Raw genomic sequence first — 26,882 nt, 5'->3', positions numbered from 1 at the left:
CATGCCCGCGGGATCATGCCGATATACTTATACCGTCAGGACGTGGACCAGACAGGGGGGCTTTTTGCCCCAATGTTCGTTGATGACCGCCCGGACCGCGCGGCGCACCGATTCAGCCAGCGCGTCCGGATCGCGGCGGCGCGCCTTCGGCAGGCCTTCGATCGTGGACATCACCGCGTCGAAGACGATGTCGTCGAAGGGCTCGCCGGAGCGGTTCTTCTCGGGAATGCCGACCAGATCGACCTCGGGCTCGTCGGCGAGCTCGCCCTGCGCGGTCATGGCGATGGCGACGAAGGCGCAGCCCGAGAACGCCATGCGGCGGCGCTCGACCACGGCGCGGGACTTTGAATCCTCGAGGATGGTGCCGTCCTTGTAGAGCCGGCCCGACGGCACCTCGCCGACCACGCCGGGATCGCCGGGGCCGAGCTTGACGAGGTCGCCGTTGCGAATGACCAGCACGCGCGGCACGCCGGCGGCGCGCGCAAGCTTGGCATGCTCGTTCAGGTGCAAGGCCTCGCCATGGACGGGGATCAGCAGTTGCGGCTTCACCCAGGAGATCATGTCGCGCAATTCGTCGCGGCGGGGATGGCCGGAGACGTGGACCAGGTGGTCGCGGTCGGTGAGAACCTCGACGCCCTGCAGCACCAGATTGTTGATGATCGAGCCGACCGCCTTCTCGTTGCCCGGAATGGTGCGCGAGGAGAAGATCACGCTGTCGCCGCGGTTGAGCGTGATCTCCGGGTGGTCGTCATTGGCGATGCGGGCCAGCGCCGCGCGGGACTCGCCCTGGCTGCCGGTGCAGAGCGCCAGCACCTTGTCCTGCGGCAGGTGGCCGTAGACCTCGGGCGAGCGGAAGTTCTGCACGCCGTCGAGAAAACCGGTCTCGCGCGCGACCTGCACCACGCGCTCCATGGCGCGGCCGACCACGACGACCTCGCGGTCGGCGGCCTTCGCTGCGTCAGCGACAGCCTTGATGCGCGCGACATTGGAGGCGAAGGTCGTGACCGCGACGCGGCCTTTTGCTGATTTCACCAGATCGATGATGGTGCGGGCGACCTCGGCTTCCGACGGCGAACGGCCGTCGCGCACCGCGTTGGTGGAATCGCCGATCAGGGCGAGCACGCCCTCCTCGCCGAGTTCGCGCAGCCGCTTCTCGTCGGTCGGACGGCCCAAGGTCGGGGTCGGGTCGATCTTCCAGTCGCCGGTGTGCAGCACCACGCCGGCGTCGGTGTGGATCGCCAGCGCATGCGCCTCCGGAATCGAATGGGCGACCGGGATGAATTCGACGTTGAACGGGCCGACATCGATGCGGCCGCCCGACGGGACCACGGTCACGGGGATCACGGGCGCATTGCGCTCGGCGGCGCATTTGGCCTCGAACAGCGCGGCGCTGAACTGGGTCGCGTAGATCGGACATTTCAGCTTCGGCCAGAGATCGATGATGGCGCCGAAATGATCCTCGTGGGCGTGCGTCAGCACGAGGCCCATCAGGTTCTTGCGCTCCTTCTCCAGGAAGGAAATGTCCGGCATGATCAGATCGATCCCGGGCAGATGCTCCTCGTCGCCGAAGGAGACGCCGAGATCGACCGCGAGCCAGGACCGCTGGTGGCGGTTGCCGAGGCCGTAGACCGACAGGTTCATGCCGATCTCGCCGACACCGCCGAGCGGCGCAAATACCAGTTCGTCGGGCCTCGCCATCACGCAGCTCCCATCGAACGGGCCGGGCCGAAGAACACCTCGCCCGCCGCGACCGGCACGAGCCGTCCCTCCGCGGTGCGGACGATCAGGCAGCCGCTGTCGTCGATCGTGTCGAAAACGCCTTCCAGCACCATGGTCCCCGTATGGATCGCGACCGGCTCGCCAAGGCGGGCGGCGCGCTCCAGCCACAGCTTACGGATCTCGCCAAAGCCTCGGCCATTGTCCCAGAGGCCACGGAATTCGACCCAGGCGTCCGAGAGCGCCGAGAACAGCTCCTCCGCGCTGATCTGGACGCCGAGGGCTGCCAGCGACACGGCTGGCGTCGGCGTACCCTCGGGCGCCGCCACGATGTTCGTGCCGATGCCGACCACGATGGCCAGGCGATCGCCGATGATCTCGGCTTCCAGGCCAATGCCGACCAGCTTCTTGCCGTTGGCAAGGACGTCATTCGGCCATTTCAGGGTGTAGCGGGGCCTGTCGGGCCCGAGCCGCATCGCGGCTTCGAGGCTCACCTTCTCGAGGGCGGCCTCCTCGGCCAGCCCGGCGGCGAAGCCGATGGTGGCAGCCACTGCAGGCGCAACGTCGAGAATTTCGAGGACGCTGGCGGCGAGATTGCCCTTTGGCGCGATCCAGGGACGCTGGCGGCGGCCGCGTCCGGCCGTCTGCTCCGATGTGACGAACCAGATCGGGCCGCGCTCTCCGGCGCGTGCCGCTTCGATGGCGTCGGCATTGGTCGAGCCGGTCCGCTCAAGGGCGACGAGCTTGTAGCCCGCCGCGATCGCGCGAGGACCGAGCGCGAACCCCATCCTAGAACAGCGACTTGGCGGCGGCGGAGGCGACGCTCACCACCGGCCCCGCGAACAACGCGAACAGGATGTTGAACAGGCCAGCGACCGCCAGCACCGTCTTGACTTCGACCCTGACAGGATCGACCTGTCCAGCCGGCTCGTCGAAATACATCGTCTTCACGATGGTGAGGTAGTAGTAGGCGCCCACGACGCTGGAGAGCACGCCGATCACGGCGAGCGTGAACAAATTCGCCTTGATGGCGGCGACGAAGACGTACCATTTGGCGAAGAAGCCGGCGAGCGGCGGAATGCCCGCGAGCGAGAACAGCAGCATCGCGAACATGAAGGCGAGCAGCGGATTGGTGCGCGAGAGACCTGCAAAATCGCTGATCTGTTCGACGGCCTGGCCGTTGCGCTTCATGGCGAGGATGATCGAGAACGAGCCGAGCGTCATCGCGACATAGATCACGATGTACATCAGCACGCCCTGCGCGCCCTCGACGGTGCCGGAGGCAAGGCCGACCAGGGCGAACCCCATGTGGCCGATCGAGGAGTACGCCATCAGGCGCTTGATGTTGCTCTGGCCGATCGCCGCGAACGAGCCCAGCGCCATCGAGGCGATCGCCACGAACACCAGGATCTGCTGCCACTGCGAGACGATGCCGGGGAACGCGGTCAGCGTGACGCGGGTGAACACGGCAAGCGCGGCAACCTTCGGCGCGGAGGCGAAGAAGGCGGTGACCGGGGTCGGCGCGCCCTCGTAAACGTCAGGCGTCCACATGTGGAACGGCACGGCCGAGACCTTGAAGCAGAGGCCGGCGAGCAGGAACACCAGGCCGAACACGAGGCCGACATTCGAGACGGTCGCCGCCGCGGCGATGCCGGTGAAGCTGACGGTGCCGGTGAAGCCATAAACCAGCGACGAACCGTACAGCAGCATGCCCGAGGACAGCGCGCCCAGCACAAAGTACTTCAGGCCAGCTTCGGTCGACTTGGCATTGTCGCGGTTGGACGCTGCCACGACGTAGAGCGCCAGCGACATCAGTTCGAGGCCGAGATAGAGCGAGATCAGGTCGCCGGCCGAGATCAGAACCATCATGCCGAGCGTCGAGAGCAGCACCAGGATGGCGTATTCGAAGATCCGGCGCGACGGATCGGCCAGGAACTCGGTCGACAGGATCAGCGTCACGGCCGAGCCGACCAGCGCCAGGATCTTCATGAAGCGGGCAAAGTCGTCGACGATGAAGCTGCCGCCGAACGTCACCTGCTTGCCCGCGGGCAGCGTGTATTCGAGCACCCCGACCACGATCAGCAGCAGCACGGCGAGCGTGGTGACCGCGCTGGTGGTCCCCTGCCCGCGATAGGCGCCGAGCATCAGAAGCGCCATGGCGCCGATCGCGAGCACGAGCTCGGGCAGCACCGGCGCCAGTTGATAACCTGCAGTCGTAATGCTCATGGCGATATCCTGACCTGCCCGATCACTGGAGCAGTGCGGCGGCCTTCACGGCCGTCACAGCGGTGTTGTAGTTATTGACGAGTTGCTGGACCGAGGCGGCCGACATGTCGAGCACCGGCTTCGGATAGACGCCGAACAGGATCGTCAGCGCGATCAGCGGGAACAGCGTCACGCATTCGCGCAGCGTGAGATCCTTCATGCTCATCAGCGTCGGCTTGACCAGCGCTCCGAACACCACCTTGCGGTAGAGCCACAGCGCGTAGCCGGCCGACAGGATCACGCCCGACGTGGCGAAGAACGCGGTCGGGATCGAGACCTTGAAGGTGCCGAGCAGCGTCATGAACTCGCCGACGAAGCCCGACGTGCCGGGCAGACCGACATTGGCCATGGTGAAGACCATGAAGGTCAGCGCGTAGAGCGGCATCCGGTTGACGAGGCCGCCATAGGCCGCGATCTCGCGGGTGTGCAGGCGGTCGTAGACGACGCCGACGCAAAGGAACAGCGCGCCGGAGACGATGCCGTGCGAGATCATCTGGAACACGCCGCCGGCAACGCCCTGCATGGTGCCGGCGAAGATGCCCATGGTGACGAAACCCATATGCGCGACCGACGAGTACGCGATCAGCTTCTTCATGTCCTCCTGCATCAGCGCCACCAGAGAGGTGTAGATGATGGCAATTGCCGACATGGTGAAGATCAGCGGCGCGAAGTCATGCGAGGCCAGCGGGAACATCGGCAGCGAGAAGCGCAGGAAGCCGTAGCCGCCCATCTTCAGCAGGATCGCGGCGAGGACCACGGAGCCTGCGGTCGGCGCCTCGACGTGCGCGTCGGGTAGCCAGGTGTGCACCGGCCACATCGGCATCTTCACCGCGAACGAGGCGAAGAAGGCGAGCCAAGCCCAGGTCTGCAACGACCGCGGCACGGCGGTGTGCATCAGGGTCGGGATGTCGGTGGTGCCGCCGTTCCAGTACAGCGCCATGATGGCGAGCAGCATCAGCACCGAGCCGAGCAGCGTGTAGAGGAAGAACTTGAACGACGCGTAGACCCGGCGCGGCCCGCCCCAGACGCCGATGATCAGGAACATCGGGATCAGGCCGCCTTCGAAGAACAGGTAGAACAGCACGAGATCGAGCGCGGAGAAGGTGCCGATCATCAGCGTTTCCAGGATCAGGAACGCCATCATGTATTCGCGGACGCGGTTGTTGATCCCCTTCCAGCTCGCGATGATGCAGAACGGCATGATCGCGGTGGTCAGGATCACCAGCGGCAACGAGATGCCGTCGACGCCCATGTGGTAGGTGATGCCGGTCGCAAGCCAGCTCGCCTTCTCGACGAACTGGAAGTCGGCATTGGCAGGGTCGAAGCGCATGACCAGGAGCACCGACACCGCGAAGGTGATCAGCGTGGTCCACAGCGCGATCCAGCGCGAGTTGCGCTTGGCCGCCTCGTCGTCACCGCGGCTCAGGTAGACGATGATCGCGCCGACCAGCGGCAGGAACGTCGTGACCGAAAGGATGGGCCAGGTTGTCATTTACTGGCCTCCAAAGCCGAACATGAACCAGGTGATCAGGCCGGCGGCGCCGATCAGCATGGCGAATGCGTAGTGATAGAGATAGCCGGTCTGGATCTTCACGACGTTGCGGGTGATATCCAGCACGCGGGCCGAGATGCCGTCGGGGCCGAAGCCGTCGATGATGAAGCCGTCGCCCTTCTTCCAGAGCTGGTAGCCGATCCACTTCGCCGGACGCACGAAGATGATGTCGTAGAGCTCGTCGAAGTACCATTTGTTGAGCAGGAACTTGTACAGCATCGGCTGCGTGTTCGCGAGTTCGACCGGCAGATAGGGCTTGCGGATGTAGAAGGTGTAGGACACCAGGAAGCCGCCCACCATCATCACGAAGGGCAACCAGCCCAAGAGATGTGGCATGTGCTCCATATCCTCGAGGATATGCGGGTTCATCTTCACGGACTCGCGGAAGAACTCCTCCACGCCGTGCGGCCCGGTGAACAGCTCCTTGAACGGGAAGCCGGCCAGGACCGAGCCGACGGCCAGCACGCCGATCGGGATCAGCATCCAGATCGGGCTCTCATGCGCGGCTTCGTAGTGCTCCTGGTCGTGGGGCTCGCCGAAGAAGGTCTTGAACACCAGACGCCAGGAATAGAACGAGGTCAGGCCGGCGGCCACGATGGTCATGATGTAGGCGTAGGTCGAGAACGGGTTATGCGAGGCATAGGCCGCTTCGATGATCGCGTCCTTGGAGAAGTAGCCGGCGAACAGCGGAAAGCCGGTCAGCGCCAGCGTGCCGACGGTCATCACCGCGAACGTGTACGGGATCTTCTTCCAGAGACCGCCCATGTTGCGGATGTCCTGCTCGTGGTGCATCGCGTAGATCACCGAGCCGCTACCCAAGAACAGCAGCGCCTTGAAGAAGGCGTGCGTGAACAGATGGAACATGCCGACCGAATAGGCCCCTGCTCCCATCGCCACGAACATGTAGCCGAGTTGCGAACAGGTCGAATAAGCGACGATGCGCTTGATGTCGTTCTGGACGAGACCGACTGTCGCCGCGAAGAACGCGGTGGTGGCGCCGAAGAACATCACGACGGCCTGGGCGTTCGGAGCAAGCTCGAACAGCGGCGACAGGCGCGCCACCATGAACACGCCGGCGGTGACCATGGTCGCGGCGTGGATCAGCGCCGACACCGGCGTCGGGCCTTCCATCGCATCCGGCAACCAGGTGTGCAGCAGGAACTGCGCGGACTTGCCCATCGCACCCATGAACAGCAGGAGGCACGTCAGGGTCAGCGCATCGGCATGCCAGCCGAGGAAGTCGATGGTCTTGCCGGTGAGGCCCGGCGCGGCATGGAAGATGGTCTCGAAATCGGTCGAGTTCGTCAGCATGAAGATCGAGAAGATGCCGAGCGCGAAACCGAAATCGCCGACGCGATTGACCACGAAGGCCTTGATGGCGGCAGCATTCGCCGAGGGCTTCTGGTACCAGAAGCCGATCAGCAGGTAGCTCGCCAGGCCGACGCCTTCCCAGCCGAAGAACAGCTGCACGAGGTTGTCAGCCGTCACCAGCATCAGCATGGCGAAGGTGAACAGCGAGAGGTAGCCGAAGAAGCGCGGCCGGTTCGGATCCTCGTCCATGTAGCCGATGGAATAGAGGTGCACGAGCGAGGAGACCGTCGTCACCACCACCAGCATCACCGCGGTGAGCGTGTCGACGCGCAAGCTCCACCAGACCTCGAGGTCGCCGGAGAAGATCCAGGGCAGCAGCTGGATGCGGGCGTCGTGGCCGTTGAAGCCGACATCGACAAGCGTCATCCAGGACAATGCGGCCGAGACGAACAGGAGGGCCGTGGTGATCAGCTCGGCGCCGCGCGAGCCGGCGGCCGCCGGCTCGGCCGGGCCATGGCCGTGGTCGTCGTGAGCGTGATCGTCGTGACCATGGTCGTCATGGGCGGCCGACGCATGCGCATCGCCGTGGCCGTGATCGCCGTGATGCTCGACCTCGTCGCCCGAGGGGTTGCGGCCATGCGCGCCGACGAGCGCGATCAGGCCGGCCAGAATGGCGCCCAGCAGCGGCAGGAAAACGATTGCCTGAACCATTGAGAGCTCAGCCCTTCATCAGATTGACGTCCTCAACCGCGATCGAGCCACGGTTGCGGAAATAGACCACCAGGATGGCGAGACCGATCGCGGCTTCGGCGGCCGCGACGGTCAAGACCAGCAGCGCGAAGACCTGACCGACGATGTCGCCGAGGAAGGTCGAGAATGCCACCAGGTTGATGTTGACCGAGAGCAGGATCAGCTCGATCGACATCAGGATGACGATGATGTTCTTGCGGTTCAGGAAGATGCCGAGGATGCCGAGCGTGAACAGGATCGCGCCGACCGCCAGATAATGTCCGAGCCCGATCGTCATTTCACCCACTCCGCCGCATCCGCGTCCGAGAGCCCCTGCCCCGGCGCCACCTTGCGCATCGCCATCGCCATGTCGGGCGTGCGTGCGTTCTGAACGTTGATGTCCTGCCGCTTCACGCTCGCCTTGTGGCGCAGCGTCAGCACGATGGCGCCGATCATGGCGACCAGCAGCACCATGCCCGCGAGCTGGAAATAGTGGATGTACTTCGTATAGAGCACCAGCCCGAGCGCCTCGGTGTTGGAGACGTTGGCCGGGATCGGCGCCGTAATCGTCTTGCTGACGCCGGGATTGATGACCCAGGCGCCCACCGTGAGGAGCAGCTCGAACAGGAAGATGCCGCCGATCACGACACCGACGGGCAGGTACTGGATGAAGCCTTCGCGCAGCTCGAGGAAGTCGACATCGAGCATCATGATGACGAACAGGAACAGCACCGCGACCGCGCCGACATAGACCACGATCAGCATCATGCCGAGGAATTCGGCGCCCATCAGCACGAACAGGCCGGAGGCGTTGACGAAGGCCAGGATCAGGTACAGCACGGAATGCACGGGATTGCGCGAGACAATCACCATCACCGCCGAGGCGACGCAGATGCCGGCGAAGAGATAGAAGAACAGCGCGGGAAGGATCATGTTCTCATCTCACCGGTAAGGCGCGTCGAGCTCGATCGCTTTCACGATCTCGCGTTCCCAGCGGTCGCCGTTGGCGAGCAGCTTGGCCTTGTCATAGAACAGTTCCTCGCGGGTCTCGGTCGCGAACTCGAAGTTCGGACCTTCGACGATGGCGTCGACCGGGCAGGCTTCCTGGCAGAGGCCGCAATAGATGCACTTCACCATGTCGATGTCGTAACGCACGGTACGGCGGGTGCCGTCGTTGCGGCGCGGGCCGGCCTCGATGGTGATGGCCTGCGCCGGGCAGACCGCCTCGCACAGCTTGCAGGCGATGCAGCGCTCTTCGCCGTTCGGATAGCGGCGCAGCGCATGCTCGCCGCGGAAGCGCGGCGAGATCGGGCCCTTCTCGAACGGATAGTTCAGCGTCGGCTTCGGCTGGAAGAAATAGCGCATGGCGAGAAAGAACGCCGAGACGAATTCCGACAGGAGAAGCGAGCGTGCAGTGGCGTTGACGTTGATACCCATGACGGCCCTCACTTCGGCGCGATGCCGGCGAATTGCAGCACGCCGGCTACCACGACCACCATCGCCAGCGACAGCGGCAGGAACACCTTCCAGCCGAGGCGCATCAGTTGGTCGTAGCGGTAGCGCGGCACGATCGCCTTTGCCATCGCGAACAGGAAGAACATGAAGAACAGCTTCAGCGCGAACCAGATGATCCCCGGCACCCAGTTGAAGGGCGGCAGGTCGACCGGCGGCAGCCAGCCTCCGAGGAACAGGATGGTCGCCATCGCGCACATCGTGACGATCGCGACGTACTCGCCGAGCATGAAAAGCAGATAGGGCGTCGAGCCATATTCGACCATGAAGCCGGCGACGAGCTCGGACTCCGCTTCGACGAGATCGAAGGGCGGACGGTTGGTCTCCGCCAGCGCCGAAACGTAGAACACCACGAACATCGGGAACAGCGGCCAGACGTACCAGTTGAGGATCGTCAACTGCGGCAGCCCGATCAGGCTGGCGAGGCCGCGGACATGCTGGGCCTCGACCACGGCCGAGAGGTTCAGCGTGCCGGCGCAGAGCAGCACCGTGATGATGACGAAGCCGATCGAGACTTCGTAGGACACCATCTGCGCCGCCGAGCGCAGCGCGGCCAGGAACGGGTACTTCGAGTTCGACGACCAGCCGGCCATGATGATGCCGTAGATCGACAGCGACGAGATCGCGAAGATGAAGAGGATGCCGACGTTGATGTCGGAGATCACCCAGCCGAGATTGGTCGGGATCACCGCCCAGGCCGCAAGCGCGAGCACGCAGGACACCAGCGGCGCCAGCAGGAACACGCCCTTGTTGGCGCCGGCCGGAATGATCGGCTCCTTCAGCACGAATTTGAGCAAGTCGGCGAAGGACTGGAACAGGCCCCAGGGCCCGACCACGTTCGGGCCGCGTCGGATCTGCACCGCCGCCCAGATCTTGCGGTCGGCGAGCAGGATGTAGGCGATCGCGACCAGCAGGACGACGAGAACCAGCACGCTCTCCGCGATCATGATGATCAGCGGCCAGAGGAAGCCGGTCCAGAATGCGCTTTCGAAGAATTCCATCGCCTCACTCCGCTGCGGTCAGCATCTGCCCGGAGGCAAGCCGCGAGCATTCCGCCATCACTGCGGACGCACGCGCGATTGGGTTGGTCAAATAGAAGTCCTCGATGACAGCCTTGAGAGGCGCCTTCTCCGGCGAACCGCCCTTCCCCGCCAGCTTCTTGATCTGGTCGGCGGTGCCGGCCTCGATCTGGTCGAGACGGATCAGGTGCGGCACGGCCTTGAAGATCGCCTGGCGCAACGCGGACAGCGAGTCGTAGCCGAGCTTCTTGCCGAGTGCTTCGGAAAGCGCACGGATGATCGCCCAGTCCTCGCGGGCTTCGCCCGGCGGGAACGCGGCACGGCCGGTCATCTGAACGCGGCCTTCGGTATTGACGTAGATCGCCGACTTCTCGGTGTAGGCGGCCGCCGGCAGGATCACGTCGGCACGATGCGCGCCGCGGTCACCATGGGTGCCGATGTAGACCACGAAGGTGCCATCCGGCGCCTTGACCTCGTCGGCCCCCAACAGGAACAACAAATCCAGCGTGCCGAAGGTAGTCATCTGCGCGGCGTTGAGCCCGCCCGCACCGGCAACGAAGCCAATGTCGAGTGCACCGACGCGCGAGGCGGTCTCGTGCAGCACGCCAAAGCCGTTCCAGCCGTCCTTCACCGCGCCGACGTCGAGCGCGAGCTTGGCGGCGGCGGCGAGAATAGCGGCGCCGTCGTGACGCGAGGCCGCGCCCGCACCGACCAGGATGATTGGATTCTTGGCGTTCTTCAGCACGTCCATGTAGGAGTGCTTGCCGGCCGCGAGCTCACCGAGCGTCTCGGTGCCTGCGCCGAGATGATCATAGTCGTAGGTGAGATCCGCCTTGGCGCCGATCACGCCGACCTTGAAGCCGCCGGCGCGCCAGCGCTTGCGGATGCGGGCGTTGAAGACGGCCGCTTCCTTGCGCGGATTGGCGCCGATGATGAGCAGCGCATCCGCCTGCTCGACGCCAGCGAGCGTCGGATTGAAGATGTAGGAGCCGCGGCCGAGCGCGGGATCGAAAGCGTCGCCGCCCTGCACCGCCAGATTGGCCGAGCCGAATTTTGCAAGCAGATCCTTCACCGCGAACATCTCTTCGACGCCGGCGAGATCGCCTGCGATCGCGCCGATGCGCTTGCCGTCGGTGCGCGCCGCCTTGGAGGCGATCGCCGCAAAAGCTTCCGGCCAGCTCGCCGCGCGCAGCTTGCCGGCTTCACGGATATAGGGACGGTCGAGGCGCTGGGTGCGCAGACCGTCGACGACGTGACGGGTCTTGTCGGAGATCCACTCCTCGTTCACGGCCTCGTTGATGCGCGGCAGCACGCGCATCACCTCGCGGCCGCGTGTGTCGACGCGGATTGCCGATCCAACGCCGTCCATCACGTCGATCGACTGGGTCTTGCCGAGCTCCCACGGACGCGCCGCAAAGGCATAAGGCTTCGAGGTCAGTGCACCGACCGGGCAGATGTCGACGAGATTGCCCTGCAATTCCGACGTCAGCGCGTGCTGGAGATAGGTCGTGATCTCCATGTCCTCGCCGCGCCCGGTTGCACCCATCTCGGGTGCGCCGGCGACTTCCGCCGAGAAGCGGACGCAGCGCGTGCACTGGATGCAGCGGTTCATCGAGGTCTTGACCAGCGCGCCGAGATACTTGTCCTCGACCGCGCGCTTGTTCTCGGCGAAGCGGCTGGTGTCGACACCATAGCCCATCGCCTGGTCCTGCAGGTCGCACTCACCGCCCTGGTCGCAGATCGGGCAATCCAGCGGATGGTTGATGAGAAGGAATTCCATCACGCCTTCGCGCGCCTTCTTCACCATCGGCGAACGCGTCGAGATCTCCGGCGGCTCGCCCTTCGGGCCCGGACGGCAGTCGCGCACACCCCAGGCGCAGCTCGCGACCGGCTTCGGGCCGCCCTTCACCTCGACGAGGCACATCCGGCAATTGCCGGCGATCGACAGGCGCTCGTGATAACAGAAGCGCGGAATCTCGGCGCCGGCCGCCTCGCACGCCTGAAGCAGCGTGTATTCGGCGGGGACATCGATCTCTTTGCCGTCGATGATGAGCTTGGTCATGTCTCTTACTCCGCCGCGACCATGTTCACGGGATCGCGGACGCCGGCATCGTCGATGTCGGCCTTATGCGAATACTGGTCGATACGCGCTTCGATCTCGTGGCGGAAATGCGCGATCAGGCCCTGGATCGGCCACGCGGCTGCGTCGCCGAGCGCGCAGATGGTGTGGCCTTCGACCTGTTTTGTCACCTCTAACAGCATGTCGATTTCGCGCTTGTGCGCACGACCGTCGGCCATGCGGGTGAGCACGCGCCACATCCAGCCGGTGCCCTCGCGGCACGGCGTGCACTGGCCACAGCTCTCGTGCTTGTAGAAGTACGAAATGCGGGCGATGGCGCGGATCAAATCGGTCGACTTGTCCATCACGATCACGGCCGCAGTGCCGAGGCCCGAGCGCAACTTGCTCAAGGAGTCGAAATCCATCGGCGTGTCGATGATCTGCTCGGCCGGCACCATGCGTACCGACGAGCCGCCTGGGATCACGGCTTTGAGGTTGTCCCAGCCGCCGCGAATGCCGCCGCAATGCTTGTCGATCAGCTCACGGAACGGAATGCCCATGGCCTCTTCGACGTTGCAGGGCCGCTCGACATGGCCGGAGATGCAGAAGAGCTTAGTGCCGACGTTGTTCGGACGGCCGATGCCGGCGAACCATGCGGCGCCGCGGCGCAGAATGTCGGGCGCAACCGCGATGGACTCGACGTTGTTGACGGTGGTCGGGCAACCGAACAGGCCGACATTCGCCGGGAACGGCGGCTTCAGGCGCGGCTGGCCCTTCTTGCCTTCGAGGCTTTCGAGCAGCGCGGTCTCTTCGCCGCAGATGTAGGCGCCGGCGCCGTGCGCGACGTAGATGTCGAACGGCCAGCCGTTGACGTTGTCCTTGCCGACGAGCTTGGCCTCATAGGCCTGGTCGATCGCGGCCTGGAGATGCTCGCGCTCGCGGATGAACTCGCCGCGAACATAGATGTAGCAGGCATGCGCGTTCATCGCACAGCTCGCGATCAGGCAGCCTTCGATCAGGAGATGCGGATCGTGCCGCATGATCTCGCGATCCTTGCAGGTGCCGGGTTCGGATTCGTCGGCGTTGACGACGAGATAGCTCGGCCGGCCGTCGGTCGATTCCTTCGGCATGAACGACCATTTCAGGCCGGTCGGGAAGCCGGCGCCACCGCGCCCGCGCAGGCCCGAGGCCTTCATCTCGTTGATGATCCAGTCGCGGCCCTTGTCGATGATATTCTTCGTACCATCCCAGGCGCCGCGGCGCCGCGCGCCCTCGAGACCCCAATCATGGAGGCCGTAGAGGTTCTTGAAGATGCGGTCCTTGTCCTCGAGCATATCAGTGCTTTCCGATCAACGGTTGGCCTGCTTGTAGGCAAGCCCGGCGGCGCAGACGGCGAAGGTCAGCGCCCAGAGCAGACTGGTTTCCTGCGTCGCGTTCATCACGAAGCGCTGCAGCAGGAACATGAAGGCGGCCGCGAGCGCGGAGTGCATGGCGATGAAGCCCATTTTCTTCACGGCTTCGCTCCCCCGGTTCGCCTTGGACGGAAGACCCATCAGGAGGTCTCCTTCAGCGTGGTCGGCCCGCCCATCGGCGCGGAGAACTGGCGGCCGTTCTGCGGACCGGGCTTGGGCGGATTACCCGAGGCAAAGCCGTCGAGCACCTTGCCGAAGCTCTCCTTGGTCAGGTCCTCATAGGTGTCCTTGCCGATCAACACCATCGGCGCGTTCACACAGGCGCCCAGGCACTCCACCTCTTCCCAGCTGAAATTGCCGTCCTTCGAGAGATGGAAGGGATCGTGATGGATGCGGGTCTCGCAGACGTGGATGAGATCCTCGGCGCCGCGCAGGCGGCACGGCGTGGTACCGCAGACCTGGACGTGGGCCTTCTTGCCGACGGGAGCGAGCTGGAACATCGTGTAGAAGGTCGCGACCTCGAGCACGCGGATATAGGGCATGTCGAGCAGATCGGCGACGGCGCGGATCGCAGCTTCCGAGACCCAGCCCTCGTGCTGTTCCTGAACGCGCCAGAGGATCGCGATGACGGCCGAGGCCTGGCGTCCGGCCGGATATTTCGCGATCTGCTGCTTGGCGAAAGCAAGGTTCTCGTCCGTGAACGCAAAGCTCGCGGGTTGGACTTCCTTGGGCGCTAATCGGCGAACGGACATATCTTATCTCTCACTGCATACGGCGCGCGGTTTTCGCATTCAGGGCATCGATCCTGCCCTGCCAGAACGCGCTTGCGGTACCGAAAACGTTGTAGCCGACATGGGTCGAGACCTTGATGCGGTCGAGGATCGACAGCTCGGTCACGGTCTCCAGCCGGTTGGTGCGCGGATCGAGCACGATCAGCTTCAAGGGGGTCTGCTCGAGGATGAAGCGCGACACCGCATGCGAACGGTCGCTGCCGTGCTCCTCGCACATGATGACGCTGTCGGTCTGGAGCAGCCGGGCGCCGCCCTTGATCGCCTCGATCTCGACGCCCTCGACGTCGAGCTTGATCAGGTATTTGCCTGATGCCGAGACCTTGCCGTCGTCGATGAGGTTATCCAGCGCGAGCACCGGCACTTCCTCGCCACCATCCGACGGCGCGCCGGCGATGCTGAAGGCCTCGTGCTTGGTCCCTGACAGACGCGCGGTGCCGCGGGCAGCGCCGATCGCGCACTTCATGGTCTCGAAGCGATTGCCATTGACGCGGGCGTTGTTGGCGAGCTTCGGGTAGTTCTGGCCCGACGGCTCGATCGCGATCGCCTTGTGCGCGCCGAACGGCTTGCTCGACACCAGTACCGACCAATAGCCGTAGTTCGCGCCGCAATCGAGCAGCGTGTAGTCGACATCGATGGAGTCCGAGAACAGCAGCTCCAGCTCGTCTTCGTAGTTATAGGAGCGGTTGAGCAGCTTGCTCCAATAGCCGTCGCCATAGGGGAATTCGAACACGGCGTCCGGATTGAGCTTGATCGCGATGTTCCGCTTGGGCAGCGTCTTCGCCAGCAAATTGGCGCAGGCGATGTAGCCCATGTGCGAGAAGTGCGAGGAGATCTTCGATCCCGTCACCAGCGCCAAGGCAGCCGTCCGCTCCCACAGGTTGGCCCCTTCAAGGGCCCCCGAGGCACGGTCAAACTGGATTGGCGCCTGCGCCATCACCGATCGACCTCTCCGAACACGATGTCGAGCGAACCAAGGATGGCCGAAACGTCGGCGAGCAGATGGCCGCGGCAGATGTGGTCCATCGCCTGCAGATGGGCAAAGCCCGGCGCGCGGATCTTGCACTTGTACGGCTTGTTGGTGCCGTCGGAGATCAGATAGACGCCGAACTCGCCCTTGGGCGCCTCGACCGCGGCGTAGACTTCGCCTTCCGGCACGTGAACGCCTTCGGTGTAGAGCTTGAAGTGGTGGATCAGCGCTTCCATCGAGCGCTTCATCTCGCCGCGGCGCGGCGGGGCGACCTTGTTGTCTTCGACGACCACAGGCCCCTTCCCGTCAGGCGCATTCAGCTTCTGGATGCACTGCTTCATGATGCGCACGGACTGGCGCATCTCTTCCATGCGGATCAGGTAGCGGTCGTAGCAGTCGCCGTTCTTGCCGATCGGAATGTCGAAATCCATCTCGGCGTAGCACTCATAGGGCTGCGACTTGCGCAGGTCCCAGGCCGCGCCCGAGCCGCGCACCATCACGCCGGAGAAGCCCCACTCCCAGGCCTCCTTCAACGGCACCACGCCGATGTCGACGTTGCGCTGCTTGAAGATGCGATTGGCGGTGAGCAGGCGGTCGAGGTCGTCGACGACTTTGAGGAACGGATCGCACCAGGCCTCGATGTCGTCGACCAGCTTCTGCGGCAGGTCCTGATGCACGCCGCCGACGCGGAAGAAGGCCGCGTGCATACGGCTGCCCGAGGCACGCTCGTAGAACACCATCAGCTTCTCGCGCTCTTCGAAGCCCCACAGCGGCGGGGTCAGCGCGCCGACGTCCATCGCCTGCGTGGTGACGTTGAGAAGGTGAGAGAGAATGCGGCCGATCTCGCAATAGAGCACGCGGATCAACTGGCCGCGGCGCGGCACCTCGATGCCGAGCAGCTTCTCGGCGGCGAGGCAGAAGGCGTGCTCCTGGTTCATCGGCGCGACATAATCGAGCCGGTCGAAATACGGGATCGCCTGCAGATAGGTCTTCTGCTCGATCAGCTTCTCGGTGCCGCGGTGAAGCAAGCCGATATGGGGATCGACGCGGGCGACGACTTCGCCGTCCAATTCGAGCACGAGGCGCAACACACCGTGGGCCGCAGGATGCTGCGGGCCGAAATTGATGGTGAAGTTGCGAAGCTGTTCAGGTTGCTCGTTCATGATCAGGCCTTCGGTCCCGCCTTCTCGTCACCGGGAAGCGGATAGTCCGCCCCTTCCCATGGCGAGAGGAAATCGAACTTGCGGAATTCCTGGTTGAGCCGGACAGGCTCGTACACCACGCGCTTTTCCTGGTCGTCGTAGCGGACCTCGAGGAAGCCGGTCAGCGGGAAGTCCTTGCGCAGCGGATGTCCCTCGAAACCGTAGTCGGTGAGGATGCGGCGCATGTCGGGATGGCCGACGAAGAACACGCCGTAGAGGTCGTAGGCCTCGCGCTCGAACCAGTCGGCACCGGGGAAAACCTCGATCAGCGACGGCACCTGCGTGGTCTCGTCGGCCTGGGCCTTGAGACGAATGCGGGCGTTCAGGGTCGGTGACAGGAAGTGATAGATCACGTCGAAGCGCTTCTCGCGCGACGGATAGTCGGCGGCCGTGATGTCGGTGAAGTTGACGAAACGGCAGTTCGGGTCGTCGCGGAGGTACTTGACCACCTCGACGATCTTGCTGGCCTCGACATCAACCGTCAGCTGGTTGAAGGCCACCTGATAACCGAGGGCCGCGCCCGGAAGCGCGCTCACGATCGTCTGCCCCAGGGCGTCGAGCTTGGCGTCGTCCATGACGTAAAACCTTAGCGTTCGATGGTGCCGGTGCGGCGGATCTTCTTCTGCAGCAGCAGCACGCCGTAGAGCAGCGCTTCCGCCGTGGGCGGGCAGCCCGGCACGTAGATGTCGATCGGCACGATGCGGTCGCAGCCGCGCACGACCGAGTAGGAATAGTGGTAGTAGCCGCCGCCATTGGCGCAGGAGCCCATCGAGATGACGTAGCGCGGCTCGGGCATCTGGTCGTAGACCTTGCGCAGCGCCGGGGCCATCTTGTTCGTCAGCGTGCCGGCGACGATCATCACGTCGGACTGGCGCGGCGAGGCACGCGGCGCGAAGCCGAAGCGCTCGACGTCGTAGCGCGGCATCGACACCTGCATCATCTCGACGGCGCAGCAGGCCAGACCGAAGGTCATCCACATCAGCGAGCCGGTACGGGCCCAGGTGATGAGGTCGTCGGTCGCGGCCACGAAGAAGCCCTTGTCGGACAGTTCGTGATTGACCTCGAGGAAGAACGGATCATTGGCCCCGACCGGCTTGCCGGTCGACGGATCCAAAATGCCCTTGGGGGCCGGCGCGATGGCCGGACCGGCGGACGTTGCAGGGTTCAATCCCATTCGAGTGCCCCTTTCTTCCATTCATAGGCGAAGCCCACCGTCAGCACGGCGAGGAACACCAGCATGGACCAGAAGCCGGTCGCGCCAAGTTTGCCGAACGCCACCGCCCAGGGAAACAGGAACGCCACCTCGAGGTCGAAGATGATGAAGAGGATGGCGACCAGATAGAAGCGGACGTCGAACTTCATGCGGGCGTCGTCGAAGGCGTTGAAACCGCACTCATACGCCGACAGCTTTTCCGGGTCCGGCTGCTGGAAAGCGACGATGAAGGGCGCGATCAGCAGCACCAGGCCGATGATGGCAGCTACCCCTATGAATACGACGAGTGGAAGATAGTTCTGTAGAATGCCGCTCATTGACGAGCCCTTTTTCCCGCAGCCTCGGGACAGCCACGGATTCGTCCGATTTGGAATTATTCTGAGCCTTAGCGCAGTGCACCAATGGGCGCAAGACACGCTCTTTTCAGGCCCTTTGCTGCTCCCAGACCGGTGGAAATCCCGGAATCACCCCGCGGCTGGTATGAAGCAACTCGCCTGACGCGACAAGGGCGGCCGCGGTTTTGCAGGGCAGCAGTTCTGAGATTGCGGCGGACCGGCCACGGACGCTATTTGCCCCGGATCGTCGCCGAAAATGGCTAGGTTTCTTCGGTGCGGCGACGCACCCAAACCCAGGCAACGACCGCGACCGGGGCCCCGACTGTCACCCAGGCGACATACTGGCCGCTCCTTTCACAGAGCAGCGCGGCCAGCAGACCGGTCATGGTCGCGGCCGCGAGCAGGCCAGGTGGCGCAAAAACACGTATCCACAGCCGCGTGCGGTCAGAGGAGCCATGCATCACGACGGAACCTGGGCTCGCCTGGCGAATGCGTCACGACGGCCGGGCACCCTCTTCCACCGTGCCAGCCAGAGATAGAGGCCGCTGCCGATCACGACGATGGTGAGCCCATCGAGCGCGGCCCAGATCACCTTGAGCGGCATGCCGCCATAATCACCGAAATGCAGCGGCTGCGAGATCAGCAGCGCCTGGAGATAGAGCGGCAGAGCCCTGACGTCGGCGACCTCTCCCGTTTCGCCGTCGAGCAGGACCGGCTTGAGCAGCCGGGCGGTCAAGGCCGTGTCCCCGCGCATGAAAGCTGCATAATGGTGCGAGGACGTGAACGGCGTGCCCGGAAACGCGATGAAGGCGACCTCCATGCCGGGCGCGGCCAGCCTCGCGCGCGCGACGACATCGTCGAGCGAGGCGAGATGTACCGGCGGCGGCTTACCGGCATAGGGCGCGACCATGCTGGCGAGCTCGGTCGCCTTCCACTGGCCCAGCATCAGCTCGGCCCAGGTGTTGACGACGCCGGTCAGGCCCACGACCAGCGCCCAGGCCACCGTCACCACGCCGATCAGATTGTGCCAGTCGAGCCAGCGGACCCGACGCGCGGCGCTGTTGCGAATGGTTGCAAAGCGCAGGCGGCGAGTGAACGGCCAGTACAGGACCACGCCGGAGACGATGGCGACCGCAAACAGCAGCCCCATCGCGCCGAGAAAGAGCTTTCCGGCCTGGCCCGCAAACATGTCGGTGTGCAGCTTGAGCACGATCAGCATCGGCCCGACACCGATCGGCCCGAGCAACTTCGCCGAGACGGCGTCGAAGGCACGCACGGTGGCGTTGTCGGGCGCTCCATCAGGCGCGCTGTTGGTGAAGGCTGTCACGATCCCGGGCTCGTCCTTGTCCCAGGAAACATACTGCAACACCTTGCCGGGATCGGCGGCGAGCGCGGCATCGGCGACGACTTGGGGCGTCGCGCGCGCCGCGCTCGCATGAGCTTCGGGCTGGGGGGCGTAGCCCAGGAGCTCATCAATCTCGTGATGAAAGATCAGCGGCAGGCCGGTCAGGCAGAGCAAGAGCAGGAACAGGGTCGAGACCAGGCTGGTCCAGGTGTGGACCACCGACCAGAGCCTGACCGTGCGCGCCTTCACAAAACCCTCCCCTCGCCGAGCCTCACCGTTCGCCTCACCATTTGTAGGAGACGCTCGCGGTGACGCGGCGGCGGTCGCCGTAGAAGCAGGACGAGGCCGAGGCGCAGCTCGCGACGTAGATCTTGTCGGTCAGGTTGATCACGTTGATGGCGGTGCGCCAGTTCTGCCATTCGTAGTGAACCGCGAGATCGCCGAGGACGACGGCGGGAACTTCCAGCGTGTTGGCGGCGTCGGCCCAGGACGAGCCGACGTAACGAACGCCGCCGCCGAAACCAAATCCATCCAGCGGTCCGTCCTTGAAGGTGTAGTCCGCCCATCCCGAGATCAGCATCTCCGGCGTGTTGGTCGGCGTCTTGCCGATCAGGGACTGATCGAGGTCCTTGCTGGTGAAGAGATGATAGGCGGTGAAGGCGCCGATCAGCTTCAGCTCCTTGGTGGCGTTGGCCACCGCTTCGAGCTCGATGCCACGCGAGGTCACCTCGCCGGTCTGGTTCTGCAACAGGACATTCGCGGGATCGGTGGTCGCCACGTTCTGGCGCTTCAAGTCGAACACCGACGCGGTGAAGTAGCCGTCAAATCCTTTCGGCGCGACCTTCACGCCGATCTCGGCCTGCCGGCCGGTCTCCGGCAGGAACAGCTGGTTCTGCGCGTTGAGGCCGATGATCGGATTGTAGCTCGTCGAATAGGAGACGTAAGGCGCGATGCCGTTGTCGAAATTGTAGATCAGCCCGGCGCGCCCGCTGAACTTGCTGTCGTCGCGCTGGCTCACAAGGGCGCCGGTATCACGCGCGGCCTGGGACGTCTCCACCCAATCATTGCGCCCGCTCAGCACCACCGTGAAATTGCCGAGCTTCATCTGGTCCTGAACGTAGGTGCCCGCCTGCTTCTGCGTGATCAGGAAGTTGCGGAATGGCGAGGTCGGCAGCGGAACCTCGGCGGCCCCATAGGATGGATTGAGGACGTTGATCGGGGACACACCGAAGCCGAAGGCCTGATAGTCGTCGATCTGGTAGCCCTTCAGGTCCACCCCGAACAGCATGGTGTGCTTCACCGGGCCGGTGTCGAAGCGATATTCGAGCTGGTTGTCGAGATCAGCCTGGTTGGCGGTGTCCTTCGCATACCAATTGTAGCGGCCGAGCGTCGCCGTATTGACACCGGTCCAGCCGCTGCCGACGTAGCCGCGATAGGTCAAGTCGACATGCGCAAAGCGCGCGTTCTGCCGGAACGTCAGATCGTCGGTGAGATTGCGTTCGAACTGGTAGCCGAGCATCTCCTGCTCGCGCGTGAACTTGTCGACGCTGGGATCGCCGGCGAAGAAGCCGGTCGGAATCTTGCCGAACGGCGCGTTGGTCACCGTGCCCTGGTAAGGCAGGAAGTTGATGCCGCGGGTGTCCTGCTTCGAGGCCGAGGCCAGCACCGTGAAGGTGGTGTCGGCATCGGGCTTCCAGGTGACGGACGGCGCGATGAAGTAATTGTTGTCGGGCGTGAAGTCGACCTGCGTGCCGCCGTTCTGGACCTGGCCGACGACGCGGTAGAGCAACTGGCCATTGCCAGGCTGCGTCGCGACGGGACCGCCGACGTCGAAGCCCACATAGGCGTTGCCGAAATTGTTGACGCCGGTCTCGATGTAGCGAACCGGCTCGGTCGACGGCATCTTGCTGATGACGTTGACGATGCCGCTCGGGCTCGATCCGCCGTACAGCACGGCCGACGGACCGCGCAGCACCTCGACCCGCTCCATGTTGGAGGGCTGCAGCTTCCAGCTCGCATAGGAGGTGTAGAACAGCTGCATGCCGTCAAGGAACAGTCCGATGTCATCGGACTTGAAGCCGCGGATCAGCCACCAGTCGTTGCGGGTATCGGCCCCGAACGTGCCGGCGCGGACACCCGCGGTGTAGCGCAGCACTTCGTCGAGCTTGTTCGGCTTCTGGTCGCGGATCTGCTCGGCGCCGATCACCGACACCGCCTGCGGCGTCTGCATGATCGGCGTGTTGGTCTTGGTGCCGGACGAACTGCGGCGGGCGACATAGCCCTGCACCGGGCCGCGCGGATTCTCGACGACGCCGACATCGCGTTGCGGCCGCGGTCTTCGGTTGTTCGCGGTCTGCGCCTCTCGCTGCGTTCGCCGTGGCGCGGGTGCGGCGGTGCGACGACGCTGCTCGGGCGCTGCGATCGTCACCGGCGGCAGGCTCTGCGCACCATTCTGCACCGGCGATTGTGCGAGCGATGCCTGCGGCATCAAAACCAAAGCAGACGCGGTCGACAATACGGCCGACCGCAGCATTCCAAGACTGTTCAACGCGCCACCCCAATGTGCATCTGATCGTCATGCCGCCTGTCCGGGACGGCATGCGTTGCGGTGACGCTTAGGGCAGCGCGCGCGATATCCCTAATTGAAAGGCTCTTAGAAGCACTCTTAGAGCGTCTCTTAGAGATGCTCCAAAATGTCGGGAGATGACATTGAATATCTCCTGGCGATCAGCGCGCAACCTTCTCGGCTTCGAGCATCGCTTTGGCAGTCGCGGTGAGACGATCGATCTGCGCGAGCAGCGTCTCGAGCTCGTCCTTGCTCAATTGCTCGAGCAGCATCCGATTGCGCTCCTGTGCGCCTTCGACGATGACATCATGCGCGGCGAGGCCCGCAGGCGTCAGCGACACCAGAACCTCGCGGCTGTCTTTCGGATTCGCAGACTTCGCAATCAGCTTGCGCGAGACCAACTCAGCCAGCGCACGGCTGATCTGGCCCTTGTCCTGACCGACGGCTTCGGCGAGCCGGGCCACGCTCATCGGCGGCCGCCGGCCGAGCGAGGCGACAAGCCCGAACTCGACCGAGGACAATCCGGCGAGACGCTTGTAGCGCAGGATTGCACCGCGCTTGAGCAGGTTCGCCAGCACCATCAGCCGTGATGACAGCATCACGGTGATCGGCGCAGGTGAATGATTGTCGTCCGCATCGGACGCGTCGTGCTGGTCCCTGCTCGATGTCTGGCTCATGGTCCACCTCTGCCAAGAAAGCCAACACGTGCCAAGTCTTCGCAGGGCCTTGGTAGCGCAACCTCCCCAACCTGTTCCAAATGCCATAAAGAGGCACATCGGAAGATCGTTGACATTGTCATCGAATTATCTTTCACTTGGTCGACGCACCGAAAACGACCCGGCCAACAAGGCCGGCGGCGGGAGGAACAAGCATGACGATCACCCAGCGGGATCGCGATCTCGGCACGGCCTATGCGATGAAGCCAGCGCACACACGCACCGAGCTCACTTCGGTCGTGCGCGGCACACCGATGGGCGAGTTGCTCCGCCGCTACTGGCACCCGGTCGGGCTCGTCAGCGACGCCACCGACACACCGAAGAAGGTGCGCGCTCTCGGTGAAGACCTGATCCTGTTCCGCGACAGGCTCGGCCGCGTCGGCCTGCTCCACGCCCGCTGCTGCCACCGCGGCACCACGCTCTATTATGGCAAGGTCGAAGAGGACGGCATCCGCTGCTGCTATCACGGCTGGAAGTTCGACACCGAGGGCCATTGCCTGGAGCAGCCTTGCGAGCCCGACGGCGGCCAGTTCAAGGACAAGGCGCGCCAGCCCTGGTACCCGGTCGAGGAGCGCTACGGGCTGATCTTCGCCTATATGGGCCCGGCGGAGAAACGCCCGGTGCTGCCGCGCTACGAGTGCCTGGAAAACATGGACGACGGCGAGTTCGTCGAGGCCGATGATTCCTCGATCGGCGGCGGCGGCCCTGCGGTCATTCCCTGCAACTGGCTTCAGCATTTCGAGAACGTGGTCGATCCCTATCACGTGCCGGTGCTGCACGGCTCGTTCTCGGGACCGCAGTTCACCAACATGATGGCGTCGATGCCGGAGGTGAAGTTCGACAAGACGCCGCGCGGCATTGCCGTGCGCTCGATCCGCAAGCAGGATGACGGCAAAGTGTTTTATCGCGTCACCGAAGCCGCCCTCCCTACCTTGCGCGTCGTGCCGAATCCGCGCGTCGCACAGTTCGCCCGAGTGGAATCGATCGGCTGGACACTGCCGATCGACGACACGTCATTCCGCATCTACGTTGCCGGCCGCGTCAAGAATGCAGGCGACATCGGCCGCATGCGCTCGAAATTCAACGGAAAATTCTGGTGGGACATGACGGAGGAAGAGCACCAGCAATTCCCCGGCGACTACGAAGCCCAGGTCGGCCAGGGTCCGGTCACGGTGCATTCCGAGGAGCATTTCGGCCAGAGCGACCGCGGCATTCTGATGATCCGGCGCATGCTGGCAGAGCAACTGGAAGCGATGGAAGCGGGCCGTGACCCGATCGGCATCTCCTTCGACGCCAACGTGCCGCAAGTGGAGTTCGAAGCGGGGAATTACATCCGCGAAGGCTAGACAGCCCGAACGAGGGCTGAACAACGACAACAACAAAGACAATTGGGGGAAGCGATGGTCGATGTGACGTCACAGATGTCGGTGCAGGCGACCGCCGCGGAGAAACCCGCGGCGCGGCGTTATTACGTGCTGGGCCTGCTCACCATCATCTACGCGCTGAACTTCCTCGACCGCACGATCTTCAACGTCCTGATCGAGCCGATCAAGAAGGAGTTTCACCTCAGCGACACCATGATGGGCCTGCTCGCGGGCTTCGGCTTCGCGCTGTTCTACTCCCTGCTCGGCATTCCCATCGCGCGCGTTGCCGACCGGCTCAACCGCCGCAACATCGTGGCGCTCGCCTTCGCGTTCTGGAGCGCGATGACGGCGCTGTGCGGCGCCGCCTCGAGCGTGACCTCGCTGGCACTCGCCAGAATTGGCGTCGGCATCGGCGAGTCGGCAGGCTCCCCCGCCTCGCAATCGATCGTCGCCGACCTCTTTGCCAAGAACGAGCGCCCGCGCGCGCTCGGCATCTACGCCATCGGCACCTATCTCGGCGTCTTTCTGGGCTATTTCGTCGGCGGCTACGTCAACCAGCACTATGGCTGGCGGATGGCCTTCTATGTCGCCGGCGTGCCGGGCATCCTGCTCGCCTTGGTCGTGTGGCTGACCATCTCGGAGCCGAAGCGCGGCGCGATGCAGGAAAGCTTCGTGCCTGAACCACTCGGGGCTACGCTCCGCTTTCTCGCCTCGCAGCAAAGTTTTGTCATCGTGCTGATCGGCTTCTGCCTCACCACCTACACCAATTACGCAACCGCGGCCTGGATCCCGCCGTTCCTGGCGCGCGTGCACCATCTGTCGAGCGCCGAGATCGGCACCTATGCGGGCACGTTCAAAGGCCTCGCCGGCATGGCCGGGACACTGCTTGGCGGCTTCGTTGTGGCGCGAGTGAGCCGGCGCGACGACCGCTGGAATCTGTGGGCGCCGGCGATCACCTCTGGCCTCGCCGGCCCCGTCTTTGCGCTCTGCATGCTGACGCAGGACTTCAAGATGATGGTCGCGATGCTGGCGCTGACCTCGTTCCTGGTCGGCTTCCATCTCGGGCCGATCTTCGCGATCGCGCAGACGGTGGCAAAGCCGAGCATGCGCGCGCTCGCCTCCGCCCTGATCGCGCTCACTGCGACCTGCTTCGGCCAGGGCGTCGGCCCGCTCGCCGTCGGCGTGGTCAATGACATGCTGAAGGGCAGCTACGGCGCGGACGCCGTGCGCTATTCCCTGCTCTCGGCGGCAGTCACGACCACGCTCGGCGCCCTGCTGTTCGTCTGGGCGGCACGGACCATCCGCGCCGACATCAACCGCGCAAGCTAAGAGCGCCTAGACGCTCATGAAAGCGAGCATGTCCGCAATCAGCCTCTCGCCATGCGTCAGCGGCAGCGGGTGCGGCGCGCCCTCGTAGACAACAAGCTTGCTGCCTTTGATCAGCTTCGCGGTCTTGGCACCCGTCAATTGCAGCGGCGCGCTGGCATCCTTGTCGCCGTGGAGGATCAGCGTCGGGCGGTCGATCCTGGCGGCGGCCGCGCGCAGATCGGCGAACGCGATGGTCTTGCGGCACGCCAGCGCCACCGGCAGCGGCACGCTCAGCATCATTTCGCGGATCCAGGTCCGCGTGATCTCCGGCGTTTCTGATGTGAAGAACGGCGCTTCGTTGGCCGCAATCCACTTCGCGAAGTCGCGTGCGACGGCCGCATTGTCGGCCTCGATCATGGCCTTCGGGACCGCGTCTGGATTGTCCTCGGTCTTGACCAGGAACGGCGTCGTCGGCGCCACCAGCACCAGCTTTGCGATCCGGTCCGAGCCGTATCGCGCCAGGTAGTTCACCGCCTCGGTCGTCCCCATCGAGAAACCGACCAGCGTCACATCGCGCAGGTCGCGCGCCTCGATCACGGCCGCAACGTCGTCGGTCAGCGTGTCCAGATCATAGCCTGCAGACGGCATCTCTGAGCGACCGTGCCCGCGCCGGTCGGGCGCGATACAGCGGAAGCCTCTTTCGTTGAGGGCCGCAATCTGGCTACCCCAGGTGCTGGCATCGAAGGTCCAGGCCGTCAGCAGCAGCACCGGCTTGCCGCTGCCCCAGTCCTGCACGAACAGCCTTGTGCCGTCCCCGGCCGTCACAAACGGCGATTGGGCAACCGGCTGGGCTGCGGGCGCGCCGGCACCCGACGCCGCCGCCAAGGCGGTGCCAAGCAACGAGGCTTCGAGGACATTTCGACGGTTCATCGTGCTTCTCCCTTGCCGGATCGCTCGGCCTGACGGTGGCGGCCGACGAAAACGATCATGATGAAGGGATGCGGCCGCCGCGATTACGCGGCAGGTAAGACCGCCCGGGGGCGGACGATGAAACCAGCCAAATCGCAAGATGAAACCATTTTGCGGAACCCGCGAAACGATCCGGAAACAGATGCTCCTTAAGACATGAGCCTACAGACGGCGCCAAAGCCCGTCGGGAGGCTTCGATGAACCACTCAATTCACTCTGCAGATCGGGGTACCCACCTGAAGATCGTGGTGGTGGCGCTGGTGGCCGGCATCGCAGTCGCCGCCTTCGGAATTGCAGCCCGCACCAATGCCGATTTCAGCCAGACCGCCCAGTCCACCCATGTGATCAAGGCCGGCAAGCCGGTGGTGATCACGAGTTCGGGTATGTCCGAATTCCGCTAAAGCATGATGGCATTAAGTTCGATAGCCTGAGTTTTTCAGGTAGTTGGCGCATTCCTCGGATGTGTGAAGGCATCGAGTGCGTGGCCGATTGCGGCGCAGACGGTGTCGACGGTTCGCGCGGCAGCTTTGC

The 26,882-nt window shown here is 64.4% G+C and carries 26 protein-coding genes; 3 read left to right on the top strand and 23 right to left on the bottom strand.

Going from position 1 to position 26,882, the window contains the following annotated elements:
• Positions 1-27 precede the first annotated feature (27 nt).
• The 22 genes from QY049_RS01095 to QY049_RS00990 all read right to left on the bottom strand — a co-directional run bounded on the left by QY049_RS01095 (position 28) and on the right by QY049_RS00990 (position 22,671).
• Positions 28-1,698: a ribonuclease J gene (locus QY049_RS01095; protein ID WP_194475614.1), complete on the bottom strand. Its 1,671-nt coding sequence runs from the start codon at positions 1,696-1,698 to the stop codon at positions 28-30.
• Positions 1,698-2,504 (bottom strand): biotin--[acetyl-CoA-carboxylase] ligase, encoded by an 807-nt coding sequence (locus QY049_RS01090; protein WP_301268630.1) that lies wholly within the window; start codon positions 2,502-2,504, stop codon positions 1,698-1,700. Before QY049_RS01090 ends, QY049_RS01095 begins: the two co-directional genes overlap by 1 nt.
• A 1-nt stretch (position 2,505) precedes the next feature.
• The gene (gene nuoN, locus QY049_RS01085; RefSeq protein ID WP_194475612.1) at positions 2,506-3,942 is read right to left on the bottom strand and encodes an NADH-quinone oxidoreductase subunit NuoN; all 1,437 of its coding nucleotides are present in this window, start codon (positions 3,940-3,942) and stop codon (positions 2,506-2,508) included.
• 22 nt (positions 3,943-3,964) lie between these two features.
• Positions 3,965-5,473, bottom strand: coding sequence for an NADH-quinone oxidoreductase subunit M (locus QY049_RS01080; RefSeq protein WP_301268629.1), 1,509 nt, complete (start codon positions 5,471-5,473; stop codon positions 3,965-3,967).
• The gene (gene nuoL / locus QY049_RS01075; protein ID WP_258766710.1) at positions 5,474-7,555 is read right to left on the bottom strand and encodes an NADH-quinone oxidoreductase subunit L; all 2,082 of its coding nucleotides are present in this window, start codon (positions 7,553-7,555) and stop codon (positions 5,474-5,476) included.
• 7 nt (positions 7,556-7,562) lie between these two features.
• Positions 7,563-7,871, bottom strand: coding sequence for an NADH-quinone oxidoreductase subunit NuoK (gene nuoK, locus QY049_RS01070; protein ID WP_008547737.1), 309 nt, complete (start codon positions 7,869-7,871; stop codon positions 7,563-7,565).
• Positions 7,868-8,506, bottom strand: a complete 639-nt coding sequence (locus QY049_RS01065) for an NADH-quinone oxidoreductase subunit J (RefSeq protein ID WP_194475609.1) — start codon at positions 8,504-8,506, stop codon at positions 7,868-7,870. The genes nuoK and QY049_RS01065 overlap by 4 nt, the downstream gene beginning before the upstream one ends.
• Before the next feature lie 9 nt (positions 8,507-8,515).
• On the bottom strand, positions 8,516-9,004 hold the full coding sequence (gene nuoI, locus QY049_RS01060; RefSeq protein ID WP_301269246.1) for an NADH-quinone oxidoreductase subunit NuoI: 489 nt from the start codon (positions 9,002-9,004) through the stop codon (positions 8,516-8,518).
• Positions 9,005-9,018: 14 nt separating this feature from the next.
• Positions 9,019-10,086 carry an NADH-quinone oxidoreductase subunit NuoH gene (nuoH, locus tag QY049_RS01055; protein WP_194475608.1) on the bottom strand — a complete coding sequence of 356 codons (1,068 nt, stop codon included), beginning with the start codon at positions 10,084-10,086 and terminating at the stop codon, positions 9,019-9,021.
• A 4-nt stretch (positions 10,087-10,090) separates the two neighbouring features.
• The gene (gene nuoG / locus QY049_RS01050) at positions 10,091-12,166 is read right to left on the bottom strand and encodes an NADH-quinone oxidoreductase subunit NuoG (protein ID WP_301268628.1); all 2,076 of its coding nucleotides are present in this window, start codon (positions 12,164-12,166) and stop codon (positions 10,091-10,093) included.
• A gap of 5 nt (positions 12,167-12,171) precedes the next feature.
• Positions 12,172-13,497: an NADH-quinone oxidoreductase subunit NuoF gene (gene nuoF / locus QY049_RS01045; protein ID WP_194475606.1), complete on the bottom strand. Its 1,326-nt coding sequence runs from the start codon at positions 13,495-13,497 to the stop codon at positions 12,172-12,174.
• A gap of 15 nt (positions 13,498-13,512) precedes the next feature.
• Positions 13,513-13,716: a hypothetical protein gene (locus tag QY049_RS01040; RefSeq protein ID WP_194475605.1), complete on the bottom strand. Its 204-nt coding sequence runs from the start codon at positions 13,714-13,716 to the stop codon at positions 13,513-13,515.
• On the bottom strand, positions 13,716-14,327 hold the full coding sequence (nuoE, locus tag QY049_RS01035; RefSeq protein WP_194475604.1) for an NADH-quinone oxidoreductase subunit NuoE: 612 nt from the start codon (positions 14,325-14,327) through the stop codon (positions 13,716-13,718). The genes QY049_RS01040 and nuoE overlap by 1 nt, the downstream gene beginning before the upstream one ends.
• A gap of 10 nt (positions 14,328-14,337) precedes the next feature.
• On the bottom strand, positions 14,338-15,300 hold the full coding sequence (locus QY049_RS01030) for an FkbM family methyltransferase (RefSeq protein ID WP_194475603.1): 963 nt from the start codon (positions 15,298-15,300) through the stop codon (positions 14,338-14,340).
• Entirely contained in the window at positions 15,300-16,496 is a 1,197-nt protein-coding gene (locus tag QY049_RS01025) for an NADH-quinone oxidoreductase subunit D (RefSeq protein WP_194475602.1), read from the bottom strand. Before QY049_RS01025 ends, QY049_RS01030 begins: the two co-directional genes overlap by 1 nt.
• 2 nt (positions 16,497-16,498) lie before the next feature.
• Entirely contained in the window at positions 16,499-17,110 is a 612-nt protein-coding gene (locus QY049_RS01020; RefSeq protein ID WP_301268627.1) for an NADH-quinone oxidoreductase subunit C, read from the bottom strand.
• Between the two features lie 11 nt (positions 17,111-17,121).
• Positions 17,122-17,709 (bottom strand): NADH-quinone oxidoreductase subunit B family protein, encoded by a 588-nt coding sequence (locus QY049_RS01015; RefSeq protein WP_194475600.1) that lies wholly within the window; start codon positions 17,707-17,709, stop codon positions 17,122-17,124.
• A complete protein-coding gene (locus tag QY049_RS01010) occupies positions 17,700-18,065 on the bottom strand; it encodes an NADH-quinone oxidoreductase subunit A (RefSeq protein ID WP_092290902.1) in 366 nt (121 codons plus the stop codon). Before QY049_RS01010 ends, QY049_RS01015 begins: the two co-directional genes overlap by 10 nt.
• A gap of 278 nt (positions 18,066-18,343) precedes the next feature.
• Positions 18,344-18,544, bottom strand: coding sequence for a hypothetical protein (locus QY049_RS01005; RefSeq protein ID WP_301268626.1), 201 nt, complete (start codon positions 18,542-18,544; stop codon positions 18,344-18,346).
• The gene (locus QY049_RS01000; RefSeq protein WP_301268625.1) at positions 18,544-19,677 is read right to left on the bottom strand and encodes a PepSY domain-containing protein; all 1,134 of its coding nucleotides are present in this window, start codon (positions 19,675-19,677) and stop codon (positions 18,544-18,546) included. Before QY049_RS01000 ends, QY049_RS01005 begins: the two co-directional genes overlap by 1 nt.
• Before the next feature lie 34 nt (positions 19,678-19,711).
• Positions 19,712-21,961: a TonB-dependent siderophore receptor gene (locus QY049_RS00995; RefSeq protein ID WP_301268624.1), complete on the bottom strand. Its 2,250-nt coding sequence runs from the start codon at positions 21,959-21,961 to the stop codon at positions 19,712-19,714.
• A gap of 194 nt (positions 21,962-22,155) precedes the next feature.
• On the bottom strand, positions 22,156-22,671 hold the full coding sequence (locus tag QY049_RS00990; RefSeq protein WP_301268623.1) for a MarR family winged helix-turn-helix transcriptional regulator: 516 nt from the start codon (positions 22,669-22,671) through the stop codon (positions 22,156-22,158).
• 194 nt (positions 22,672-22,865) lie between these two features.
• On the opposite strand from QY049_RS00990, the gene QY049_RS00985 reads away from it, so the two are divergent.
• Positions 22,866-24,056 (top strand): aromatic ring-hydroxylating dioxygenase subunit alpha, encoded by a 1,191-nt coding sequence (locus tag QY049_RS00985; RefSeq protein ID WP_194475596.1) that lies wholly within the window; start codon positions 22,866-22,868, stop codon positions 24,054-24,056.
• Between the two features lie 54 nt (positions 24,057-24,110).
• Positions 24,111-25,403 (top strand): MFS transporter, encoded by a 1,293-nt coding sequence (locus tag QY049_RS00980; protein WP_194475595.1) that lies wholly within the window; start codon positions 24,111-24,113, stop codon positions 25,401-25,403.
• 6 nt (positions 25,404-25,409) lie between these two features.
• Here the strand turns inward: QY049_RS00980 and QY049_RS00975 are convergent, their stop codons facing one another.
• Positions 25,410-26,312 (bottom strand): alpha/beta fold hydrolase, encoded by a 903-nt coding sequence (locus QY049_RS00975; RefSeq protein ID WP_301268622.1) that lies wholly within the window; start codon positions 26,310-26,312, stop codon positions 25,410-25,412.
• Positions 26,313-26,548: 236 nt separating this feature from the next.
• On the opposite strand from QY049_RS00975, the gene QY049_RS00970 reads away from it, so the two are divergent.
• Positions 26,549-26,752: a hypothetical protein gene (locus QY049_RS00970; protein ID WP_194475594.1), complete on the top strand. Its 204-nt coding sequence runs from the start codon at positions 26,549-26,551 to the stop codon at positions 26,750-26,752.
• Positions 26,753-26,882 lie beyond the last annotated feature (130 nt).

The sequence above is a fragment of the Bradyrhizobium sp. WYCCWR 13022 genome, assembly GCF_030435535.1.
Classification (GTDB): Bacteria; Pseudomonadota; Alphaproteobacteria; order Rhizobiales; family Xanthobacteraceae; genus Bradyrhizobium.
This window is presented reverse-complemented; position numbering and strand designations above follow the sequence as displayed.

Coding starts and splice junctions, on each gene's coding strand:
- QY049_RS01095 (WP_194475614.1), bottom strand. CDS start 1,698: ATGGCGAGGCCCGACGAACTGGTATTTGCGCCGCTCGGCGGTGTCGGC.
- QY049_RS01090 (WP_301268630.1), bottom strand. CDS start 2,504: ATGGGGTTCGCGCTCGGTCCTCGCGCGATCGCGGCGGGCTACAAGCTC.
- nuoN (WP_194475612.1), bottom strand. CDS start 3,942: ATGAGCATTACGACTGCAGGTTATCAACTGGCGCCGGTGCTGCCCGAG.
- QY049_RS01080 (WP_301268629.1), bottom strand. CDS start 5,473: ATGACAACCTGGCCCATCCTTTCGGTCACGACGTTCCTGCCGCTGGTC.
- nuoL (WP_258766710.1), bottom strand. CDS start 7,555: ATGGTTCAGGCAATCGTTTTCCTGCCGCTGCTGGGCGCCATTCTGGCC.
- nuoK (WP_008547737.1), bottom strand. CDS start 7,871: ATGACGATCGGGCTCGGACATTATCTGGCGGTCGGCGCGATCCTGTTC.
- QY049_RS01065 (WP_194475609.1), bottom strand. CDS start 8,506: ATGATCCTTCCCGCGCTGTTCTTCTATCTCTTCGCCGGCATCTGCGTC.
- nuoH (WP_194475608.1), bottom strand. CDS start 10,086: ATGGAATTCTTCGAAAGCGCATTCTGGACCGGCTTCCTCTGGCCGCTG.
- nuoG (WP_301268628.1), bottom strand. CDS start 12,166: ATGACCAAGCTCATCATCGACGGCAAAGAGATCGATGTCCCCGCCGAA.
- nuoF (WP_194475606.1), bottom strand. CDS start 13,497: ATGCTCGAGGACAAGGACCGCATCTTCAAGAACCTCTACGGCCTCCAT.
- QY049_RS01040 (WP_194475605.1), bottom strand. CDS start 13,716: ATGGGTCTTCCGTCCAAGGCGAACCGGGGGAGCGAAGCCGTGAAGAAA.
- nuoE (WP_194475604.1), bottom strand. CDS start 14,327: ATGTCCGTTCGCCGATTAGCGCCCAAGGAAGTCCAACCCGCGAGCTTT.
- QY049_RS01030 (WP_194475603.1), bottom strand. CDS start 15,300: ATGGCGCAGGCGCCAATCCAGTTTGACCGTGCCTCGGGGGCCCTTGAA.
- QY049_RS01025 (WP_194475602.1), bottom strand. CDS start 16,496: ATGAACGAGCAACCTGAACAGCTTCGCAACTTCACCATCAATTTCGGC.
- QY049_RS01020 (WP_301268627.1), bottom strand. CDS start 17,110: ATGGACGACGCCAAGCTCGACGCCCTGGGGCAGACGATCGTGAGCGCG.
- QY049_RS01015 (WP_194475600.1), bottom strand. CDS start 17,709: ATGGGATTGAACCCTGCAACGTCCGCCGGTCCGGCCATCGCGCCGGCC.
- QY049_RS01010 (WP_092290902.1), bottom strand. CDS start 18,065: ATGAGCGGCATTCTACAGAACTATCTTCCACTCGTCGTATTCATAGGG.
- QY049_RS01005 (WP_301268626.1), bottom strand. CDS start 18,544: ATGCATGGCTCCTCTGACCGCACGCGGCTGTGGATACGTGTTTTTGCG.
- QY049_RS00995 (WP_301268624.1), bottom strand. CDS start 21,961: ATGCTGCGGTCGGCCGTATTGTCGACCGCGTCTGCTTTGGTTTTGATG.
- QY049_RS00990 (WP_301268623.1), bottom strand. CDS start 22,671: ATGAGCCAGACATCGAGCAGGGACCAGCACGACGCGTCCGATGCGGAC.
- QY049_RS00985 (WP_194475596.1), top strand. CDS start 22,866: ATGACGATCACCCAGCGGGATCGCGATCTCGGCACGGCCTATGCGATG.
- QY049_RS00980 (WP_194475595.1), top strand. CDS start 24,111: ATGGTCGATGTGACGTCACAGATGTCGGTGCAGGCGACCGCCGCGGAG.
- QY049_RS00975 (WP_301268622.1), bottom strand. CDS start 26,312: ATGAACCGTCGAAATGTCCTCGAAGCCTCGTTGCTTGGCACCGCCTTG.
- QY049_RS00970 (WP_194475594.1), top strand. CDS start 26,549: ATGAACCACTCAATTCACTCTGCAGATCGGGGTACCCACCTGAAGATC.